This is a genomic window from Kluyvera georgiana (assembly GCF_050990895.1).
GTDB lineage: Bacteria > Pseudomonadota > Gammaproteobacteria > Enterobacterales > Enterobacteriaceae > Kluyvera > Kluyvera georgiana.
The window spans coordinates 4556162-4576708 of record NZ_CP158865.1; the positions used below are offsets into that span (position 1 = coordinate 4556162).

17 protein-coding genes are annotated in these 20547 nt (G+C 56.8%); 15 read left to right on the forward strand and 2 right to left on the reverse strand.

What is annotated here, in order from left to right; translation table 11 throughout:
- Nucleotides 1–39 precede the first annotated feature (39 nt).
- Genes phnL through phnP form a run of 5 tightly spaced genes read left to right on the forward strand, consistent with a single transcriptional unit; the run spans nt 40 to nt 3605 of the window.
- A complete protein-coding gene (gene phnL / locus ABTW00_RS21595) occupies nt 40–726 on the forward strand; it encodes a phosphonate C-P lyase system protein PhnL (RefSeq protein ID WP_065356677.1) in 687 nt (228 codons plus the stop codon).
- Nucleotides 723–1859 carry an alpha-D-ribose 1-methylphosphonate 5-triphosphate diphosphatase gene (gene phnM, locus ABTW00_RS21600; RefSeq protein WP_433637549.1) on the forward strand — a complete coding sequence of 379 codons (1137 nt, stop codon included), beginning with the start codon at nt 723–725 and terminating at the stop codon, nt 1857–1859. Before phnL ends, phnM begins: the two co-directional genes overlap by 4 nt.
- Complete coding sequence (phnN, locus tag ABTW00_RS21605) at nt 1859–2416, forward strand: ribose 1,5-bisphosphokinase (RefSeq protein ID WP_064546729.1); 558 nt, start codon at nt 1859–1861, stop codon at nt 2414–2416. The genes phnM and phnN overlap by 1 nt, the downstream gene beginning before the upstream one ends.
- The gene (phnO, locus tag ABTW00_RS21610; protein WP_433637552.1) at nt 2403–2837 is read left to right on the forward strand and encodes an aminoalkylphosphonate N-acetyltransferase; all 435 of its coding nucleotides are present in this window, start codon (nt 2403–2405) and stop codon (nt 2835–2837) included. Before phnN ends, phnO begins: the two co-directional genes overlap by 14 nt.
- Nucleotides 2838–2846: 9 nt before the next feature.
- Nucleotides 2847–3605: a phosphonate metabolism protein PhnP gene (gene phnP / locus ABTW00_RS21615; protein ID WP_433637554.1), complete on the forward strand. Its 759-nt coding sequence runs from the start codon at nt 2847–2849 to the stop codon at nt 3603–3605.
- Here phnP and yjdP read toward each other — a convergent pair.
- Entirely contained in the window at nt 3602–3934 is a 333-nt protein-coding gene (yjdP, locus tag ABTW00_RS21620; RefSeq protein ID WP_433637556.1) for a DDRRRQL repeat protein YjdP, read from the reverse strand. The genes phnP and yjdP overlap by 4 nt on opposite strands.
- A gap of 296 nt (nt 3935–4230) precedes the next feature.
- Here yjdP and ABTW00_RS21625 point away from each other — a divergent pair, with 296 nt between their 5' ends.
- From ABTW00_RS21625 to ABTW00_RS21655, 7 genes are all read left to right on the forward strand, one after another.
- Nucleotides 4231–6216, forward strand: coding sequence for an alkyl/aryl-sulfatase (locus ABTW00_RS21625; RefSeq protein WP_433637559.1), 1986 nt, complete (start codon nt 4231–4233; stop codon nt 6214–6216).
- Nucleotides 6217–6430: 214 nt separating this feature from the next.
- Nucleotides 6431–6709 carry a YtcA family lipoprotein gene (locus tag ABTW00_RS21630; protein WP_433637561.1) on the forward strand — a complete coding sequence of 93 codons (279 nt, stop codon included), beginning with the start codon at nt 6431–6433 and terminating at the stop codon, nt 6707–6709.
- A 19-nt stretch (nt 6710–6728) separates the two neighbouring features.
- Nucleotides 6729–7760: a multidrug transporter subunit MdtN gene (gene mdtN / locus ABTW00_RS21635; protein WP_433637563.1), complete on the forward strand. Its 1032-nt coding sequence runs from the start codon at nt 6729–6731 to the stop codon at nt 7758–7760.
- Between the two features lie 2 nt (nt 7761–7762).
- The gene (gene mdtO / locus ABTW00_RS21640) at nt 7763–9742 is read left to right on the forward strand and encodes a multidrug efflux transporter permease subunit MdtO (RefSeq protein WP_433637565.1); all 1980 of its coding nucleotides are present in this window, start codon (nt 7763–7765) and stop codon (nt 9740–9742) included.
- Entirely contained in the window at nt 9739–11193 is a 1455-nt protein-coding gene (locus tag ABTW00_RS21645) for an MdtP family multidrug efflux transporter outer membrane subunit (protein ID WP_433637568.1), read from the forward strand. Before mdtO ends, ABTW00_RS21645 begins: the two co-directional genes overlap by 4 nt.
- A 319-nt stretch (nt 11194–11512) precedes the next feature.
- A complete protein-coding gene (fdhF, locus tag ABTW00_RS21650) occupies nt 11513–13660 on the forward strand; it encodes a formate dehydrogenase subunit alpha (RefSeq protein WP_077625465.1) in 2148 nt (715 codons plus the stop codon).
- Between the two features lie 92 nt (nt 13661–13752).
- Entirely contained in the window at nt 13753–14436 is a 684-nt protein-coding gene (locus ABTW00_RS21655) for a tetratricopeptide repeat protein (protein ID WP_433637571.1), read from the forward strand.
- Between the two features lie 115 nt (nt 14437–14551).
- Here the strand turns inward: ABTW00_RS21655 and gltP are convergent, their stop codons facing one another.
- On the reverse strand, nt 14552–15862 hold the full coding sequence (gene gltP, locus ABTW00_RS21660) for a glutamate/aspartate:proton symporter GltP (protein WP_433637573.1): 1311 nt from the start codon (nt 15860–15862) through the stop codon (nt 14552–14554).
- A gap of 414 nt (nt 15863–16276) precedes the next feature.
- Here gltP and acs point away from each other — a divergent pair, with 414 nt between their 5' ends.
- The 3 genes from acs (at nt 16277) to actP (ending at nt 20338) form a co-directional block, all read left to right on the forward strand.
- Nucleotides 16277–18235, forward strand: coding sequence for an acetate--CoA ligase (gene acs / locus ABTW00_RS21665; RefSeq protein WP_433637576.1), 1959 nt, complete (start codon nt 16277–16279; stop codon nt 18233–18235).
- A 142-nt stretch (nt 18236–18377) separates the two neighbouring features.
- Nucleotides 18378–18692, forward strand: a complete 315-nt coding sequence (locus ABTW00_RS21670) for a DUF485 domain-containing protein (protein ID WP_065356583.1) — start codon at nt 18378–18380, stop codon at nt 18690–18692.
- Complete coding sequence (gene actP / locus ABTW00_RS21675) at nt 18689–20338, forward strand: cation/acetate symporter ActP (protein WP_433637578.1); 1650 nt, start codon at nt 18689–18691, stop codon at nt 20336–20338. The genes ABTW00_RS21670 and actP overlap by 4 nt, the downstream gene beginning before the upstream one ends.
- Nucleotides 20339–20547: the final 209 nt, after the last annotated feature.

Here is a 20547-nt window from a genome sequence, read left to right on the forward strand (position 1 = left end):
ATCAGGCAATCGAACGCACAAATGCTTAAAGAGGCAAAAATGAACGCGATCCGCGTCGAAAACGTCAGTAAAACCTTTGTTCTGCACCAGCAAAACGGCGTCCAGCTTCCGGTGCTGCGCGAAGCGTCGCTCACCGTCAACGCCGGGGAGTGCGTGGTGCTGCATGGCCACTCCGGTAGCGGCAAATCCACCCTATTGCGTTCGCTCTACGCCAACTACCTGCCGGACGAAGGCCATATCCATATTAAACACGGCGATGAATGGATCGATCTTGTCAGCGCTCCGGCGCGCAAGGTGGTGGAAGTGCGCAAAACCACCGTCGGCTGGGTCAGCCAGTTTCTGCGCGTTATCCCACGTATTTCCACGCTGGAAGTGGTGATGCAACCGCTGCTCAACATTGGCGTGCCGCGCGAAACCTGTGCCGCCAAAGCCGCCCAGTTGCTCACCCGTCTGAACGTACCGGAGCGTCTGTGGCACCTCGCACCATCTACCTTCTCCGGCGGCGAGCAGCAGCGTGTCAACATCGCCCGTGGTTTTATCGTCGACTATCCGATTCTCTTGCTTGATGAACCCACCGCCTCGCTGGACGCTAAAAACAGCGCTGCGGTCGTTAGCCTCATTGAAGAAGCCAAATCACGCGGCGCGGCCATCGTCGGTATATTCCATGACGAAACCGTTCGCAATCAGGTCGCCGACCGCCTCCACCCAATGGGTACACCTGTATGATTATCAATAACGTAAAGCTGGTGCTTGAGCATGATGTGGTCCACGGCTCGCTGGAGGTGCAGGACGGCGAAATTCGCGCCTTCGCCGAAAGCCAGAGCCGCCTGCCGGAAGCCTTCGACGGTGAAGGCGGCTGGCTGCTGCCGGGGCTAATTGAGCTGCATACCGATAATCTGGATAAATTCTTCACCCCGCGCCCGAAGGTAGACTGGCCCGCCCACTCGGCGATGAGCAGCCACGATGCGCTGATGGTCGCCAGCGGCATCACCACCGTGCTGGACGCGGTAGCGATCGGCGATGTGCGAGATGGCGGCGACCGTCTGGAAAACCTCGAGAAGATGATCAACGCGGTGGAAGAGACGCAGAAACGCGGCCTCAACCGTGCCGAGCATCGCCTGCATCTACGCTGTGAACTGCCGCACCACACCACGCTGCCGCTATTTGAAAAACTGGTCGGGCGCGAGCCGGTGACGCTGGTGTCGTTAATGGACCACTCTCCCGGCCAGCGCCAGTTCGCCAACCGTGAGAAATACCGGGAATACTATCAAGGTAAGTACTCACTGACTGACCAACAAATGCGTCAATACGAAGAAGAACAACTTCAGCTTGCCGCACGCTGGTCGCAGCCTAACCGCACCGCCATCGCCGCGATGTGCCGTGACCGCAACATCGCGCTGGCCAGCCACGATGATGCCACCCATGAGCACGTGATGGAATCCCACCAGTTGGGCAGCGTCATCGCCGAGTTTCCGACCACCTTTGAGGCCGCCCAATCATCACGCCGCCACGGGATGAATGTGTTGATGGGCGCACCGAATATCGTGCGCGGGGGCTCGCACTCCGGCAACGTCGCAGCCAGTGAACTCGCGCAGTTGGGGCTGCTGGATATTCTCTCCTCCGACTACTATCCGGCAAGCCTGCTGGACGCCGCCTTCCGCGTTGCCGATGACCAACAGAACGCCTTTACCCTTTCACAGGCCATCAATCTGGTGACGCAAAACCCGGCGCGCGCGCTGAATCTGCACGACCGCGGGGTGATTGGTGAAGGAAAACGAGCCGACCTGGTGCTGGCGCACCGTAAAGGCGAGCACATCCATATCGACCACGTCTGGCGTCAGGGTAAAAGGGTGTTCTGATGAAAGGAAAACTGATCTGGTTAATGGGGCCATCGGGCTCCGGCAAAGACAGCCTGCTGGAAGTGCTTCGTCAGCAGGAGCATGCGCAGCTATTGGTTGCCCATCGTTATATTACCCGTCCGGCTAACGCCGGCTGCGAGAACCACATTGCGTTAAGCGAACAGGAATTTTTCACCCGAGCCGGACACAACCTGCTGGCCCTGAGCTGGCACGCTAACGGCCTGTACTACGGTGTGGGTGTAGAGATCGACCTGTGGCTGCACGCCGGGTTCGATGTCATCGTCAACGGCTCGCGTGCGCATCTGGCGCAGGCCAAAGCGCGCTACGGCAACGCCCTGCTGCCGGTGTGCCTGCAGGTTTCACCGCCGATTCTGCGCGAGCGCCTGCAGGCCCGCGGGCGCGAGAACGGCATGGAGATTGCCGCCAGGCTGGAACGTGCTGCCCGCTATGCGCCAGAAAACTGCTATATGCTCAATAATGATGGAAGTTTGCTACAGTCAGTGGATATTTTACTGACCCTGATGGGACGCAAGGAGAAGGACCATGCCTGTCTGTGAGCTGCGCCATGCCACGTTCGAGGATATTGATGAAGTCTACGCGCTGATGTGCGAACTGAAACAAGCGGAATACGACAAAGATGCCTTTTACTCCGGCTTCGCCGCCAATCTTCAGGACCCGCATCTGCACTATCAACTGGCTTTGCAGGGCAGCGAGGTGGTCGGCATCATCAGCCTGCATTTGCAGTTCCATCTGCATCACGCCAACTGGATTGGCGAGATTCAGGAGCTGGTCGTCATGCCATGCGCGCGCGGTTCAGGCGTCGGCAGCCAACTGTTGAGCTGGGCCGAAGAGACCGCACGTGAGGCGGGCGCGGAGATGACCGAGTTGTCCACCAGTACCCGACGACTCGACGCCCATCGTTTTTATCAGCGTGAGGGTTATGCCCCCAGCCACATTCGATTCACCAAAGCGCTATGAGGATGCCGTATGAGTTTAACCCTCACCCTCAGCGGTACCGGCGGCGCGCAGGGCGTGCCCGCCTGGGGCTGCCATTGCCCCGCCTGCGTGCGCGCCCATCGCGCGCCGCAGTATCGCCGTAAAGCATGCAGCGGCGTCGTCCGCTTTAACGACGCGGTCACGCTGATTGATGCGGGATTGCACGACCTCACCGAGCGTTGGCCCGCCGGATCCTTCCAGCAGTTTTTACTCACTCACTATCATATGGACCACGTTCAGGGATTGTTTCCGCTGCGCTGGGGCGTAGGCGAAACGGTACCGGTGTACGGCCCGCCGGACGAACAGGGCTGCGACGATCTCTTCAAACATCCTGGCCTACTGGATTTCAGCCATACCGTGGAGCCGTTTGTGGTATTTGACTTGCAGGGACTGCAGATTACGCCGGTACCGCTGGAACACTCAAAACTCACCTTTGGCTATCTGCTGGAGACGCCGCACAGCCGAGTCGCCTGGCTTTCAGATAGCGCCGGGCTGCCTGATAAAACGCTCACTTTCTTAAGCAATAATCAGCCGCAGGTGATGGTGATTGATTGTAGCCACGCCCCCCGCGAGCAGACGCCGCGTAACCACAGTGATTTAGCCACCATCGTGGCGCTCAACGAACAAATCCGCTGCCCGCGCATGGTGCTGACCCATATTAGTCACCAGTTTGATGAGTGGATGATGACCCATCTGCTGCCGCCCGGCATTGAAGCGGGCTACGACGGCATGGAAATTCGCCTCGCCTAGCGGTCATAATCGTCATCAAGACGCCGCTCATCGTCCGACAGCTGGCGTCGCTCCTGATCGAGCTGGCGCTGGCGGTCATCCAACTGACGCCGACGATCGTCCAGCTGGCGGCGACGATCGTTATATTGCTGGCTGCTTTGAGAACGACTGCTGCGATCGTCATAAGATCGATCGTCATCATCACGGCTGGAGCGATCGCTGCTGGGGTTGTACGCATCGTTGATCGCCTGCTGAATATTGCCAATGGCATCGTCGATAATATCCGCCCGCACCAGCTGGCTGGTCAGCGAGAGCGAACAAAGCATCACTGCGGTTAGATAACGTTTCATAGGGACGGTCTCATCGGGGTAGCTGTCTGTAGGGTAGGCAAGCAGCGGCTGGCGGAGTAGCGGAGGAATCTCAATTCTGCAGCGTGCGTAACGATAACAATTAAATATTATATTCCATAAAATATATGTTTATTTTATTCATTCATCTTTAAGCACAAATACCTTATAAAAATAACGATCGGCCTCACAAACAAACCTCTTAAATTATCAAAACAGCCTCTAATATAGATCGCCATATCTCAGACGTTAGTGACATGCCGAACATCCAGAATATTAATAATGAAATGGAGTTTAATATGAATAACTCTAGGTTATTTCGTTTCAGCAACGTGTTTATTGCCGTTGGCGTCGCCAGCGGCCTATTGATAAATAGCGCCTTCGCCGCCGAAATGCCGAAAGAAGCCACGCAATATACCCGGGAAATGAATCAGCAGTATGCTAAATCCTTACCCTTTAGCGATCGTCAGGATTTTGAAGATGCCCAGCGTGGGTTTATCGCGCCGTTATTCAATCACGGTGAGCTCAAAGATGCCGATGGCAAGGTGATGTACCGCGCTGAAGATTATAAGTTTGATATTAATGCCCCAGCACCCGATACGGTCAACCCAAGCTTCTGGCGTCAGTCTCAGGTGAACGGTATTTCCGGCCTGTTCAAAGTCACCGATCGTATGTATCAGGTGCGCGGCCAGGATATTTCAAACATTACCTTTATCGAAGGCGATACCGGCCTTATCATCGTTGACCCGCTCGTTTCTCCACAAGCAGCCAAAGCCACGCTGGGCCTCTATTATCAACACCGTCCGCACAAGCCGATTGTGGCGGTGATCTACACCCACAGCCATACCGACCACTATGGCGGCGTGAAAGGGCTGGTGTCCGAAGCGGACGTCAAAGCCGGAAAAGTACAAATCATCGCCCCGGCGGGCTTTATGGAGGAAGCCATCAGCGAGAACGTGCTGGCGGGTAACATCATGAACCGCCGCGTGCTCTACTCCTACGGGCTGCTGCTGCCGCATAATGCCAAAGGCAACATCGGTAATGGATTAGGCGTAACCTTAACCACCGGTAACCCGACGCTGATCGCGCCAACCAAATCGATCACCAAAACGGGCGAAACGTTGACCATCGACGGCCTGAAGTTTGAGTTCCTGATGGCGCCGGGCAGCGAGGCTCCGGCGGAGATGCACTTCTACATTCCCGCGCTGAAAGCGCTGTGCACGGCGGAAAACACCACCCATACGCTGCACAATTTCTATACCCTGCGCGGTGCAAAAACCCGCGATACCAGCAAGTGGACCAATTATCTCAACGAAACGCTCGATAAATGGGGCAGCCAGGCAGAAGTCCTGTTTATGCCTCACACCTGGCCGGTGTGGGGAAATAAACAGATTAACGACTATATTGGCAAATATCGCGACACGATTAAGTACATTCACGATCAGACGCTGCATCTGGCAAACCAGGGCTATACCATGAATGAGATCGGCAACATGATTAAGTTGCCGAAAAACCTGGAAAATAACTGGGCCAGCCGCGGCTACTACGGCTCTGTCAGCCATAACGCGCGTGCCGTCTACAACTACTATCTCGGCTACTTCGACGGTAATCCCGCCAACCTGAATCCTTACGGCCAGGTTGAGATGGGTAAACGCTACGTGAAAGCGCTGGGCGGTTCCGCACGCGCCATTAACCTTGCGCGCGACGCCTATAACCAGGGCGATTACCGCTGGGCGGCAGAATTGTTGAAACACGTGATCGCCGCCGACCCTGGCGATCAAATTGCCAAAAATCTGCAGGCCGATGCCTTCGAACAGCTGGGCTACCAGTCTGAATCCGCCACCTGGCGTGGTTTCTATCTGACCGGCGCAAAAGAGCTGCGCGACGGCGTGCATAAGTTTACCCACGGCTCATCAAACTCGCCGGATACCGTGAAAGGCATGACGGTGGAAATGCTGTTTGATTATATGGCGGTGCGCCTCGATAGCGAAAAATCAGTCGGTAAAGATATCAGTATTAACTTTAACCTGAGCGACAACGACAACCTCAACCTGACCCTGAACGACAGCGTGCTTAACTACCGCAAAGTACTGCAACCGAAAGCTGACGCCTCGTTCTACATCAGTCGTAGCGACCTGCAGCAGGTGCTCACCGGTCAGGCCAAAATGGCCGATCTGATTAAGGCGAAGAAGGCCAGCGTTATCGGCAACGCCGCGAAGCTGGATGAAATCATCGGCTGTCTGGATCGGTTCGAAATGTGGGTGAATATCGTTACCCCGAATTAAACCGGGTTTATCCGAGGGGATTCCCGCCCCTCGGATATATAGAATTCACACAATGAATAAATATAAATTAAATACTTGAATCGTGAATAAGTTATTAATGCGGTTAGTCAACAAAAGATACCCTCCCAGGTAAATAAATCGCCATACTAAGATTTATTTATTCATAAATATTCACTCAAGATATTATTCGATATACACAGGATCGTATTTCATTATGCAAACAGCAAAGTCCCGCGTCGTGACGAGGCTAAAAGGAATAAGTGGTCTCGGTTCAGTGCTCTTATTAACAGGGTGTTCATTGTCACCCTCCATTCCCGTTATTGGCGCTTATTACCCAGACTGGCTGTTCTGTATTTTAGCCGGCGTTATTCTCTCGTCGATCACCCGGCGAGTTATCGTCAGTAAAACAGGTTCAACGCTGGCATTTCCTGCGGTTATCTACACCGCGCTTTTTGCCCTCTACTCCATGCTGTTCTGGCTGGTCTTTTTCTAATTTACGTTGAGATGCGCTCATGGAAAGCTCGCTGAAAAAAGCTCCACGCAATAAACTTCCGGCCCTGCTGTTAGCCCTGCTTGCACTGGTCGTCCTGATTTTCGTCATCTGGCGGGTCGACAGCAAACCAGCCACCGACGATGCCTACGTCTCCGCCGACACGATCGACGTTGTGCCTGAAGTGAGCGGGCGCATTGTGGAACTGGCGGTTGTTGATAACCAACAGGTGAAACAGGGCGATCTGCTGTTCCGCATCGATCCTCGGCCTTATGAAGCCAGCCTGGCCAAAGCGGAAGCCTCGCTGGCGGCGCTGGATAAACAGATCATGCTGACCCAGCGCAGCGTCGACGCACAGAAATTTGCCGCCAGCTCCGTAGAAGCAACGGTCGCGAAAGCCCGTGCTGCCGCTAAACAGGCTGGTGATACGCTTAAGCGCACCGAACCGCTGTTGGCGCAGGGTTTTGTCTCCGCCGAAGATGTTGACCGCGCAAGAACGGCGAAGCGTGCCAGTGAAGCCGACCTTAACGCCGTACTGCTGCAAGCACAGCAAGCCGCCAGCGCGGTCAGCGGCGTGGATGCGCTAGTGGCCCAGCGCGTTGCCGTCGAGGCCGATATTGCGCTCACCAAACTGCATCTTGAAATGGCAACGGTGCGCGCGCCCTTTGATGGCCGCGTGGTGTCGCTGAAAACGTCCATCGGCCAGTTCGCCTCCGCCATGAAGCCCATTTTTACCTTGATCGACACGCGCCGCTGGTACGTGATCGCCAACTTCCGCGAAACCGAACTGAAAAACATTCACCCTGGTACGCCAGCAACGCTACGCCTGATGAGCGATAGCGGTAAAACCTTCAGCGGTAAAGTCGACTCCATCGGCTTCGGCGTGCTGCCGGACGACGGCGGCATCGTGCTCGGCGGGCTGCCTCGCGTCTCCCGCTCAATTAACTGGGTGCGCGTAGCCCAGCGTTTTCCGGTCAAAATCATGGTCGATAAACCGGATGCAGGGCTGTTTCGCATCGGCGCATCGGCGGTTGCCAGCCTTGAGCCGCAATAATCATGAATATATTCCATTATCTGCCTCTGCCGCTGGTCAGGCTGCTGGCGTTTTTCCATGAAGAACTCAGCGAGCGGCGGCCAGGACGGCTGTCGCAGACGCTCCAGCTGTGGACAGGCTGTCTGCTGGTCGTGCTGATCTCAATGACTTTCCAGATCCCGTTTCTGGCGATCTCGCTGGCGGTGCTGTTTTACGGCGTGCAGTCCAACGCGTTTTACACCAAATTCGTGGCGATCCTGTTCGTCGCGGCCACGGTTATGGAAATCGCCAGCCTGTTTTTGATCTACAAATGGGCCTACAGCTATCCACTCATACGCCTGGTCGTCGCCAGCCTGGTGGTGCTTGGCTGCATGTTTATGATGCGCACCTACAAGCTCGGGCTGCTGTTCTTCGCCGTCGCCATTATCGCCGTGTACGGTCAAACCTTTCCCGGCATGCTCGATTATCCAGAAATCGTCGTGCGTCTGACGCTGTGGTGCATCGTCGTAGGCCTCTATCCTACGCTGCTGATGGTGCTGCTGGGGGTGCTGTGGTTCCCTGACCGCGCGGGAACGCAGATGCAGGAGGCGCTGTGCGCAAGGCTTGATGATGCACTCGCCCACCTGACGACATCGTCCGCGCCGTTGGCGGAAAAATACGTTGAACGGGAAGCGCTGGCGCTGCAAAAACTCAACGTATTCTGCCTGGCCGATGATGCCGACTGGAAGGCGCGTAGCGCCTGGTGGCAAAACTGCGTTGCCACGGTCACCTATCTGTACAGCACGCTTAACCGTTATTCCCCCCGCGCTCAGCCCCCCGCGCTGATACAAAACCTACGCGGTGAAATGACGTCGCTACGGCATTCAATCGCGCAGGGTGAGCCATGGCAAAGCGCGCTGGAACTGAGCGCAGATGAACGTGACGTTGCCCGGAAATCCGGCCTGGAAACGCTCTGCGAGCAGCTGCGTCAACTGGGAACAATGGACCCCGATACGCCGCCACCACCTGTCACCAAACAGCCGTCGATGGTACCGGACGCCTTCAGCAATCCGGCCTATCTTCGCTACGCGCTGAAAACGCTGCTGGCCTGCATGATCTGTTACGTCTTTTATTCCGGCGTTGACTGGGAAGGCATTCACACCTGCATGCTGACCTGCATTATTGTCGCCAACCCCAGCATCGGCTCATCGTGGCAGAAAATGGCGCTGCGTTTTGGCGGCGCGGTATGCGGCGCTGTGCTGGCGCTGCTGGTGACAATTTGCGTGATCCCGTGGCTGGATAATATTGCCGAACTGCTGTGCGTGCTGGCCCCCATCCTGCTGCTTGCCGCGTGGATCGCTACCGGATCGGAGCGATCGTCCTATATCGGCACGCAGATGATCGTCACCTTTGCGCTCGCCACCCTCGAGAATGCCTTTGGCCCGGTTTACGATCTGGTCGAGATCCGCGATCGTGCGGTCGGCATTCTGGTCGGCACCGCCGTCTCGGCGGTGATCTACACCTTTATCTGGCCGGAAAGCGAAGCTGCCGTCCTGCCACAAAAGCTGGCGGCCGCGCTCGCTGGCCTCGGCAAGCTGCTGCGCATTCCTCAGCACGATCCCGCGATGCAGCGGACCTGGCTCCAGCTGCGCATCGGTTGTCACGCCGCGTTTAACGCCTGTGAAGAGATGTGCGATCGCGTGGCGCTCGAACGGCAGCTAAATAAGGAGGAACGTGCTCTGCTGCTGGCGCGCAGCAAGGCCGTTATTCGCCAGGGGCGGGAGATCCTCTACGCCAACAACAACATGCCAACCCCAGAACCGGATCTCGCCGCAGCGGTGGAGCAGTATGCCGCGGGAATCGCGACCGCAAGCAGCCACCCGCCCACGGCGAGCATCGACGCATTATCAACATTATCGGAACCGGCGCAGCGCGCGATGCAGCAAATCGCCCGGTTACCTGACTGGACTGGCTCGGCTATCGCTGTTGCCGGGGAACAGGCGCAAGGAGCCACACCACAATGACTCGTCACCTTTCTCGCTTACTACTTTGCGGCCTGCTTACCGGCGCCACGGCGCTCTCCGGCTGCGCGTTAATCCGTAAAGACTCAGCGCCGCACGCGCAGCTTCGGCCAGAGCAAATCAAGCTGGCCGATGATATCCATCTGGCGAGCCAGGGCTGGCCACAGGCGCAGTGGTGGCGGCAGTTTAACGACCCCCAGCTGACGGCGCTGATTGACAAGACGCTCGCCGGTTCACATACGCTGGCCGAGGCCAAACTGCGCGAAGACAAAGCGCGGGCGCAGGCCAGCCTGCTGGAGGCCGGTTCGCAGCTGCAAATGGCGGCCTTAGGCATGATTAACCGCCAGCGCGCCTCCGCCAACGGTTTCCTCGGCCCCTACGCGCTGGACGCACCGAGGCTTGGGATGGATGGCCCGTACTACACGGAAGCCACCGTCGGCTTAGTTGCCGGGTTTGATCCCGATCTGTGGGGCGCGCATCGCTCCGCCGTATCGGCGGCCATCGGCGCGCAGAACGCCAGCCTCGCGGAAACCGCGGCGGTAGAACTGTCGCTCTCTGTCGCCGTCGCGCAGCTGTATTACAGCATTCAGGCCAGCTATCAAATGCTCGACCTGCTCGAGCAGACCCGCAGCGTGATTGACTACGCGGTACAGGCGCATCAGAGCAAAGTTGCGCAGGGTCTCGAAGCCAAAGTGCCGTACCACGGCGCGCGGGCGCAGATCCTGGCGGTGGAGAAGCAGATTGCTGCCACCAAAGGGCAAATCAAAGAAACTCGTGAATCGCTGCGCGCGCTGATGGGCGTAGGTGCCGACGGGTTACCGGAGATTAAGCCCGTAGCGCTGCCGCAGGTGCAGACGGGCGTTCCCGCTACGCTCTCCTACGATCTGCTCGCCCGTCGCCCGGACCTTCAGGCCATGCGCTGGTACGTGCAGGCTTCGCTCGATCAGGTCGATGCCGCGCGAGCGCTGTTCTACCCGAGCTTTGATATCAAAATGTTCTTTGGCCTCGACGCCATTCATATCGACGATCTGTTTAAGGGTACCAGCCGGCAGATTAACGTCATCCCCGGCCTGCGCCTACCGCTGTTCGACGGCGGTCGCCTGAACACCAACCTGCAAAACACGCGCGCCAACAGCAACATGCTGATTGAGCGCTACAACCAGTCGGTGCTGAACGCGGTGCGCGACGTGGCGATCGGCGGTACGCGCCTGCAAACGCTGAGCGATGAACGGCAGATGCAAGCCGATCGCGTCGAGGCGATGCGCTATAGCCAAAGCGCCGCCGAAGCCGCTTTTAACCAAGGTCTTGGCAGCCGGTTACAGGCGACCGAAGCGCGCCTGCCGGTGCTTGCCGAGCAGATGTCGCTGCTGATGCTCGACACTCAGCGGGTGATTCAGAGCATTCAGTTGATTAAGTCCCTCGGCGGTGGCTATCAGGCCGCTGCCGGGAAGTAGGCCTGATAACCGTAGCGCCATCAGGTAGATCGGCGCACATTGCCGGATGGCGGCGTTGCCTTATCCGGCCTACAAAAATGTAGCCCGGACGAGGCGCGCCAGCGCCGACTCCGGGAGTGGCTCGCCTCCCCCCCCCCAGAAATGTCACCTCACTTTTCCCTTCGACACGTCAAATATGACGACAGCCTGTTTTTCGTCAGAGTTTTGACCAAAAATCGCCCGTATTATCAGGGAATGACCACAATAAAAAAGTGGCATAAAAGATGCATACTGAGGGCGACAGCGCGTATGCGCGATTTGATTAACTGGAGCGAGACCGATGAAAAAAGTCGTCACGGTTTGCCCGTATTGCGCATCAGGTTGCAAAATCAACCTGGTGGTCGATAACGGAAAAATCGTCCGGGCGGAGGCAGCTCAGGGGAAAACCAACCAGGGTACCCTGTGTCTGAAAGGCTATTATGGCTGGGATTTTATTAACGATACCCAGATCCTGACGCCACGTCTGAAAACCCCAATGATTCGTCGCCAGCGTGGCGGCAAGCTGGAATCCGTCTCCTGGGACGAAGCGCTGAATTACGTGGCCGATCGCCTGAGCGCGATCAAAGCGAAATACGGCCCGGATGCCATTCAGACTACCGGTTCCTCACGCGGGACGGGTAACGAAACTAACTACGTCATGCAAAAATTCGCGCGCGCCGTTATTGGTACCAATAACGTCGACTGCTGCGCTCGCGTCTGACACGGCCCTTCGGTTGCAGGTCTGCACCAATCGGTCGGTAACGGCGCAATGAGTAACGGCATCAACGAAATTGATGACACTGACTTAGTCTTTATCTTCGGGTACAACCCGGCTGATTCCCACCCTATCGTGGCGAATCACGTGATTAACGCCAAACGTAAAGGGGCGAAAATCATCGTTTGCGATCCGCGCAAAATTGAAACCGCGCGCATTGCTGACATGCATATCGCGTTGAAGAACGGCTCGAATATCGCGCTGCTCAACGCCATGGGTCATGTCATTATTGAAGAAAATCTGTACGACCAGGCGTTTGTCGCCAGCCGTACCGAAGGGTTTGAAGAGTACCGCAAGATTGTCGAAGGCTACACGCCAGAGTCTGTCGAAGACATTACCGGCGTCAGCGCGCAGGAAATTCGTCAGTGCGCGCGCATGTACGCCAGTGCGAAAAGCGCGGCCATCCTGTGGGGCATGGGCGTAACCCAGTTCTATCAGGGCGTGGAAACCGTACGTTCACTGACCAGCCTCGCGATGCTGACCGGCAACCTCGGTAAGCCAAGCGTGGGCGTTAACCCGGTTCGCGGCCAGAACAACGTTCAGGGCGCCTGCGACATGGGCGCTCTGCCGGATACCTATCCGGGCTATCAGTACGTAAAAGATCCGGCTAACCGCGAGAAATTCGCCAAAGCCTGGGGCGTCGACAGCCTGCCAGCACATACCGGCTATCGCATCAGCGAACTGCCGCACCGTGCGGCGCATGGCGAAGTACGCGCGGCGTACATCATGGGTGAAGACCCGTTACAGACCGATGCTGAACTCTCTGCGGTACGCAAAGGGTTCGAAGATCTGGAACTGGTTATCGTCCAGGATATCTTTATGACCAAAACCGCGGCGGCGGCGGATGTGATTTTACCGTCTACGTCATGGGGCGAGCATGAAGGTGTCTTTACCGCGGCGGACCGTGGCTTCCAACGCTTCTTTAAAGCAGTAGAACCGAAGTGGGACCTGAAAACGGACTGGCAGATCATCAGTGAAATCGCCACCCGTATGGGTTATCCGATGCACTACAACAACACCCAGGAAATCTGGGACGAGTTGCGTCATCTGTGCCCGGACTTCTACGGTGCCACCTACGAAAAAATGGGCGAGCTGGGCTTTATTCAGTGGCCGTGCCGCGATACTTCCGATGCCGACCAGGGGACGACCTATCTCTTCAAAGAGAAGTTCGACACCCCGAACGGCCTGGCGCAGTTCTTCACCTGCGACTGGGTAGCGCCAATCGACAAACTCACCGACGAGTATCCGATGGTGCTCTCTACGGTGCGTGAAGTCGGCCACTACTCTTGCCGTTCGATGACCGGCAACTGTGCGGCGCTGGCGGCGCTGGCGGATGAACCGGGCTATGCCCAGATCAACACCGCCGATGCGGCGCGTTTAGGCATCGAAGATGAAGCGCTGGTGTGGGTGAACTCCCGCAAAGGCCGCATCATCACCCGCGCGGCGGTCAGCGATCGTCCGAACAAAGGCGCGATTTACATGACCTACCAGTGGTGGATTGGGGCCTGTAATGAGCTGGTAACCGAGAACTTAAGCCCGATTACCAAAACGCCTGAGTATAAGTACTGTGCCGTGAACGTTGAGCCGATTGCCGACCAGCGTGCCGCCGAGCAGTACGTGATTGATGAGTACAATAAGCTGAAGGCTCGCCTGCGCGAAAGCGCAATGGGCTAAGCGGACTCGTTTCAACGCCCCCACTCGGGGGCGTTTTTTTATCCTGCCAATCTCTTTATACTGCCCACTTCCTCGACTACCTACATAATAAGATGAAACGACTTTTAGCATTGTTGTGGCTCGCCGCGCTGGCGGTCCACGCAGAAGAGCCGGGCAGCCAGTATCAGCAGGCAGCGGAAGCCGGAGACGCACGCGCGCAGTACTATCTGGCCGATACCTGGTTTAGCTCAGGCGACCTGAGTAAAGCCGAATTCTGGGCGCAAAAATCCGCTGACGGCGGCGACGCCGATGCCTGCGCTCTGCTGGCGCAGATCAAAATTACGAACCCAGTGAGTCTCGACTATCCCGAAGCCAAAGCGCTGGCGGAGAAAGCCGTCAAAGCGGGCAGCCGTGCCGGTGACGTTATCCTGGCGCGCATTCTTATCAATAGCCAGGCGGGGCAAACCGACTACCCACGGGCGATAACCCTGCTCCAGCAGGCGTCGATGAACGCCGAGAGCGATTTCGCCGTTGACGCACAAATGCTGTTGGGGTTGATTTACGCCAACGGTGTCGGCGTGAAAGAAGATGATGAGAAGGCGACGGACTACTTCAAAAACAGCTCAGCGCTCTCGCGCACTGGCTACTCAGAATACTGGGCCGGAATGATGTTCCTGGGCGGCGAGAAGGGCTTTATTACGCCGAACAAGCAGAAAGCGCTACAGTGGCTGAATCTGAGCTGTACGGAAGGGTTTGATACCGGGTGTGAAGAGTTTGATAAGCTGAGTGCGGAGTAGGATTTTCCCGGGGTCGCATGCGCTCGCCCGGGCTACGTTGCGGTAGGTCTGATAAGCGTAGCGCCATCAGGCAACCCGGAGCAGGTTGCCGGATGGCGGCGTTGCCTTATCCGGCCTACGAGGCGGTTTTATCAAACTTGCCCAACATCTCGCGCTCATACGCCCGCGCTTTCTTGCGGTCAAATTTGTGTTCCCACTTGGCTATCACCAGCACCGCCAGCGCGTTACCCACCACGTTCAGCGCGGTACGCGCCATATCGAGGATACGGTCCACACCGGCAATAAACGCCAGGCCTTCCAGCGGAATCCCAACGCTCCCCAGCGTCGCCAGCAGCACCACGAAGGAGACGCCCGGTACGCCCGCAATCCCCTTCGAGGTGACCATCAGCGTCAGCACCAGCACGATTTCCTGCCAGATAGACAGGTCGATACCGTACAGCTGGGCGATAAAGATCGCCGCGATGCTCTGGTACAGCGTGGAACCGTCGAGGTTAAAGGAATAGCCGGTCGGCACCACGAAGCTGGTGATCGACGCCGGAGCGCCGTAGGCTTCCATCTTCTCGATAATACGCGGCAGCACGCTCTCAGAGCTGGCGGTGGAGTACGCCAGAATCAGCTCGTCTTTGAGGATGCGAATCAGGATCCAGATGCTCAGCCCGCAAATGCGCGCCACGATGCCCAGCACCACCAGCGCGAAGAACAGAATCGCGAAGTGAACCAGCAGCACCAGTTTGGCCAGCGGCCACAGCGAGGCAAAGCCAAAGTTGGCGACCGTCACGGCGATCAGCGCGAAAACGCCGACAGGGGCATAGCGCATCACCATGTGGGTGACTTTAAACATGGTTTCCGAGATAGAGCGGAATACCGTCACCAGCGGCTCACGGTGCGTCGCCGGCAGCGAGGAGAGGCCCAGGCCGAACAGCACCGAGAAGAAGATGATCGGCAGCATGTCGCCTTTCGCCATCGAGGCGATGATATTGGTCGGCACCAGCGACAGGATGGTTCCCATCAGGCCGTGCGCGTGGCTCTGCACCTCTGCGGTGGTACTCTGGTATTTCGAAATATCCACCGTGGCCAGCTGCGACATATCGATACCGGCACCCGGCTGGAACACGTTGGCCATGGTAATACCGATAATGATCGCAATCGTGGTGATCACTTCGAAATAGATGATGGTTTTGGCGCCAATTCTCCCCAACTGTTTTGCATCGCCAACACCGGCTATTCCGACAATCAGCGTCGAAATAACAATCGGCACAACAATCATTTTAATCAGATGGATGAAAATATCGCCAGCAGGGGACAGCAGATTCATAACCAGCCAGTCGCGGCTATCGCTATGATAATGCAGATAACTACCAAGAATAATACCCAGAATCAGGGCAATAAGAATTTGCCAGGCTAAGCTGACACGTGCTTTCTTCATAACGGCAAACTTCCTCAATGAAAAATACCATGCCATACGGGAATGGTATCCACTTGAAAGGGGGTGATTTGTGTTGCGTTTACTTTTAGAGGTTTTTAACGCGCAATATCAGTATCATCTGCATGGCGTCTCATGCAACCCTTTCAGTTCAGAGCTTTTCACCAGCCAAATCTATATTACCGCTAATTTCTACCAATAATTATTTATAAGTTTTTGTTATAAAAACAAAAAAATTTGCGACTTTTCTATAAATCCCCTTCCGTAATTATTTTTGTTCAAAGAATCAAATGAACGTTATTTGAGCAATTCCAATAATGCGTGATCTGCCGCGCAAATAGTAAACAAAGCGCCATATACCTCTGTTATTAACTTTTATGAGACATATTATTAACATCTTACAAGGAGAAAAAAAGCATGAGCCAAATTCACAAACACCCTATTCCTGCAAATATTGCAGACCGCTGCCTGATTAACCCGGAGCAATACCAGACCAAATATCACCAGTCAGTCACCAACCCGGATGCGTTCTGGGGTGAAGAGGGCAAAATCCTCGACTGGATGCGGCCTTACACGAAAGTCAAAAACACCTCCTTTGCGCCTGGTAACGTCTCTATCAAGTGGTACGAAGACGGCACGCTGAACCTGGCGGCAAACTGCCTTGACCGCCATCTGGCGACACGTGGCGACCAGACCGCTATCATCTGGGAAGGCGACGATGCCACGCAAAGTAAACACATTACCTATCGCGAACTGCATCGCGACGTCTGCCGCTTCGCCAATACCCTGCTCTCGCTGGGCGTGAAAAAGGGCGACGTGGTGGCTATCTATATGCCGATGGTGCCGGAAGCGGCGGTGGCGATGCTGGCCAGCGCCCGTATTGGCGCGATCCACTCGGTGATCTTCGGCGGCTTCTCGCCGGAGGCTGTCGCCGGTCGTATCATCGACTCCAGCGCTTGCCTGGTTATCACTTCCGATGAAGGCGTTCGCGCTGGACGCAACGTGCCGCTGAAAAAGAACGTCGACGACGCGCTGAAAAACCCGAACGTTAAAACCATCAGAAATGTCGTGGTGCTGAAACGTACCGGCGGCAATATCGACTGGCACGAAGGCCGCGACCTGTGGTGGCACGACCTGCTGGAGAAAGCCAGCGACCAGCACCAGCCTGAAGAGATGAATGCGGAAGATCCGCTGTTTATCCTCTATACCTCCGGTTCCACCGGCAAGCCGAAGGGCGTCCTGCACACCACCGGTGGCTATCTGGTGTACGCCGCAACCACCTTTAAATATGTCTTCGACTACCATCAGGGCGACATCTACTGGTGCACCGCCGATGTGGGCTGGGTGACCGGCCACAGCTACCTGCTCTACGGGCCGCTGGCCTGCGGTGCCACCACGCTGATGTTCGAGGGCGTGCCGAACTGGCCAACGCCGGCGCGTATGTGCCAGGTGGTGGATAAGCATAAGGTCAACATTCTCTATACCGCACCGACGGCGATTCGCGCGCTGATGGCGGAAGGCGATAAAGCCACCGCGGGCACCGACCGCTCTTCCCTGCGCATTTTGGGTTCCGTCGGCGAGCCGATTAACCCGGAAGCCTGGGAGTGGTACTGGAAACAGATCGGCAACGAGAAGTGCCCGGTGATGGACACCTGGTGGCAGACCGAAACCGGCGGCTTCATGATTACCCCGCTGCCGGGCGCAACAGAGCTGAAGGCCGGTTCCGCCAGCCGTCCGTTCTTCGGCGTGCAGCCAGCGCTGGTGGATAACGAGGGTCATCCACAAGAAGGCGCCACCGAGGGCAACCTGGTAATCACCGACTCCTGGCCGGGCCAGGCGCGTACGCTGTTCGGCGATCACGAACGCTTTGAGCAGACCTACTTCTCCACCTTCAAGAACATGTACTTCAGCGGCGACGGCGCTCGTCGCGATGAAGACGGTTACTACTGGATTACCGGTCGCGTCGACGACGTACTGAACGTCTCCGGCCACCGTCTGGGTACCGCGGAAATCGAATCGGCGCTGGTGTCGCATCCGAAAATTGCCGAAGCGGCGGTGGTGGGTATTCCGCACAGTATTAAAGGCCAGGCGATTTATGCCTACGTCACGCTGAACCACGGCGAAGAGCCCACGCCTGCGCTGTACACCGAAGTACGCAACTGGGTCCGTAAAGAGATTGGCCCGCTGGCGACGCCGGACGTGCTGCACTGGACCGACTCGCTGCCGAAAACCCGTTCAGGCAAGATCATGCGCCGTATTCTGCGCAAGATTGCCGCTGGCGACACCAGCAACCTGGGCGATACTTCAACGCTCGCCGATCCGGGCGTGGTGGAAAAACTGCTGGAAGAGAAGCAGGCCATCACGATGCCGTCATAAGACTATTTTGCCCGGTAGCGCTCCGCTTACCGGGCCGACTACGGGAGTCAAACGTAGGCCGGATAAGACACCAGTCGCCATCCGGCAATAGACAGCTCTACCTATAACAACAACCCCTACCTGTACCTCTGGAGATTCTGTGATGAATGATCAAATTTGTCAGCAGATAGAAGATAGTGCGCATTTCAGGGAGCTCGTCGAAAAACGGCAACGGTTTGCCACCTTCTTATCGCTGATTATGTTAGTGGTGTACGTCGGTTTTATTTTACTCATCGCCTTCGCGCCGGGCTGGCTCGGCACGCCGCTGCACGCGGGTACCAGCGTCACGCGCGGCATTCCGATTGGTATCGGCATTATCGTGATTTCTTTTGTTCTGACCGGCATCTACGTCTGGCGGGCTAACAATGAATTCGATCGCCTGAACAAGGCCGTCCTGCGCGAGGTAAAAGCATCATGAAGAAAGTCCTGACGGCGCTAGCCGCCACACTTCCTTTTGCGGCCAGCGCGGCGGATGCCCTGAGCGGCCCGGTCGAACGCCAGCCGACCAACTGGCAGGCGATTATCATGTTCCTGATTTTCGTCGTCCTGACGCTGTACATTACCTACTGGGCGTCGAAGCGCGTACGTTCGCGTAACGATTACTACACCGCCGGCGGCAACATTACCGGCTTCCAGAACGGGCTGGCGATTGCCGGTGACTTTATGTCGGCGGCGTCGTTCCTCGGTATTTCCGCGCTGGTCTACACCTCCGGCTACGACGGGCTGATCTACTCGCTCGGCTTCCTCGTCGGCTGGCCGATCATCCTGTTCCTGATCGCCGAACGCTTGCGTAACCTCGGTCGCTATACCTTTGCCGACGTGGCCTCCTACCGACTGAAGCAGGGGCCAATCCGCATGCTCTCCGCCTGCGGCTCGCTGGTGGTGGTGGCGCTGTATCTGATTGCCCAGATGGTGGGCGCGGGTAAACTTATCGAACTGCTGTTCGGCCTCAACTACCACGTCGCCGTGGTGCTGGTCGGCGTGCTGATGGTGATGTACGTACTGTTTGGCGGCATGCTCGCCACCACGTGGGTACAAATTATCAAAGCGGTGCTGCTGCTGTTCGGCGCTAGCTTCATGGCCTTTATGGTGATGAAACACGTGGGCTTTAGCTTCAATAATCTGTTCACCGAAGCCATGGCGGTGCACCCGAAAGGCACGGCGATCATGAGTCCCGGCGGGCTGGTGAAAGACCCGATATCGGCGCTGTCGTTGGGCCTCGGCCTGATGTTCGGTACCGCCGGTCTGCCGCACATCCTGATGCGTTTCTTCACCGTAAGCGATGCGGGCGAAGCGCGTAAGAGCGTGTTCTACGCCACCGGCTTTATGGGCTACTTCTACATCCTGACCTTTATCATCGGCTTCGGCGCGATCATGCTGGTAGGGGCAAACCCGGCGTTTAAAGACGCGGCGGGCGCGCTGATTGGCGGTAACAACATGGCGGCGGTGCACCTGGCCGATGCCGTGGGCGGCAACCTGTTCCTCGGCTTTATCTCGGCGGTCGCTTTCGCCACTATTCTGGCGGTGGTTGCCGGTCTGACGCTGGCCGGTGCTTCAGCGGTCTCTCACGACCTGTACGCCAACGTCTTCAAGAAAGGCGCGACCGAGCGTGAAGAGCTGAAGGTTTCGAAAATCACCGTACTGGTGCTGGGCGTGGTGGCGATTCTGCTGGGCATCCTGTTCGAGAATCAGAACATCGCGTTCATGGTGGGCCTGGCGTTCTCCATCGCGGCGAGCTGCAACTTTCCGATCATCCTGCTCTCCATGTACTGGTCAAGACTGACCACCCGTGGCGCGATGATCGGCGGCTGGTTGGGCCTGCTGACGGCGGTAGTGCTGATGATCCTCGGCCCAACCATTTGGGTGACGATCCTCGGCCACGAGAAGGCGATCTTCCCATATGAGTACCCGGCGCTGTTCTCCATTGCCATCGCCTTTATCGGTATCTGGTTCTTCTCCGCCACCGATAACTCCGAAGAAGGTAATCGTGAACGCGAACAGTTCCGCGCGCAGTTCATCCGTTCGCAGACCGGTCTGGGCATCGATCAGGGCCGCGCACACTAAAATCCCCTCCCCGACCGCTGGTCGGGGATCACATTTTTTTTCCCTTCAGGTGACGTTTATCACGTCACCAAAACGAAAAAAGCCGATGCGCATCACAAGCTTTATCTGCGATTCGCAAAGGCCATCACACTTTTCCCGTTTTCACGCCATTCCTCAGCTTTACCTCTACGACGTTTACAGACAACTCTCGCCGCGCTTTTTATTCTTTA

Excerpts from the sequence above, each read along its gene's own strand:
- ABTW00_RS21630 (WP_433637561.1), top strand. The coding sequence starts at position 6,431 with ATGCAAACAGCAAAGTCCCGCGTCGTGACGAGGCTAAAAGGAATAAGT.
- ABTW00_RS21625 (WP_433637559.1), top strand. The coding sequence starts at position 4,231 with ATGAATAACTCTAGGTTATTTCGTTTCAGCAACGTGTTTATTGCCGTT.
- acs (WP_433637576.1), top strand. The coding sequence starts at position 16,277 with ATGAGCCAAATTCACAAACACCCTATTCCTGCAAATATTGCAGACCGC.
- phnM (WP_433637549.1), top strand. The coding sequence starts at position 723 with ATGATTATCAATAACGTAAAGCTGGTGCTTGAGCATGATGTGGTCCAC.
- ABTW00_RS21645 (WP_433637568.1), top strand. The coding sequence starts at position 9,739 with ATGACTCGTCACCTTTCTCGCTTACTACTTTGCGGCCTGCTTACCGGC.
- phnO (WP_433637552.1), top strand. The coding sequence starts at position 2,403 with ATGCCTGTCTGTGAGCTGCGCCATGCCACGTTCGAGGATATTGATGAA.
- mdtN (WP_433637563.1), top strand. The coding sequence starts at position 6,729 with ATGGAAAGCTCGCTGAAAAAAGCTCCACGCAATAAACTTCCGGCCCTG.
- phnL (WP_065356677.1), top strand. The coding sequence starts at position 40 with ATGAACGCGATCCGCGTCGAAAACGTCAGTAAAACCTTTGTTCTGCAC.
- phnN (WP_064546729.1), top strand. The coding sequence starts at position 1,859 with ATGAAAGGAAAACTGATCTGGTTAATGGGGCCATCGGGCTCCGGCAAA.
- mdtO (WP_433637565.1), top strand. The coding sequence starts at position 7,763 with ATGAATATATTCCATTATCTGCCTCTGCCGCTGGTCAGGCTGCTGGCG.
- gltP (WP_433637573.1), bottom strand. The coding sequence starts at position 15,862 with ATGAAGAAAGCACGTGTCAGCTTAGCCTGGCAAATTCTTATTGCCCTG.
- phnP (WP_433637554.1), top strand. The coding sequence starts at position 2,847 with ATGAGTTTAACCCTCACCCTCAGCGGTACCGGCGGCGCGCAGGGCGTG.
- actP (WP_433637578.1), top strand. The coding sequence starts at position 18,689 with ATGAAGAAAGTCCTGACGGCGCTAGCCGCCACACTTCCTTTTGCGGCC.
- yjdP (WP_433637556.1), bottom strand. The coding sequence starts at position 3,934 with ATGAAACGTTATCTAACCGCAGTGATGCTTTGTTCGCTCTCGCTGACC.
- ABTW00_RS21655 (WP_433637571.1), top strand. The coding sequence starts at position 13,753 with ATGAAACGACTTTTAGCATTGTTGTGGCTCGCCGCGCTGGCGGTCCAC.
- ABTW00_RS21670 (WP_065356583.1), top strand. The coding sequence starts at position 18,378 with ATGAATGATCAAATTTGTCAGCAGATAGAAGATAGTGCGCATTTCAGG.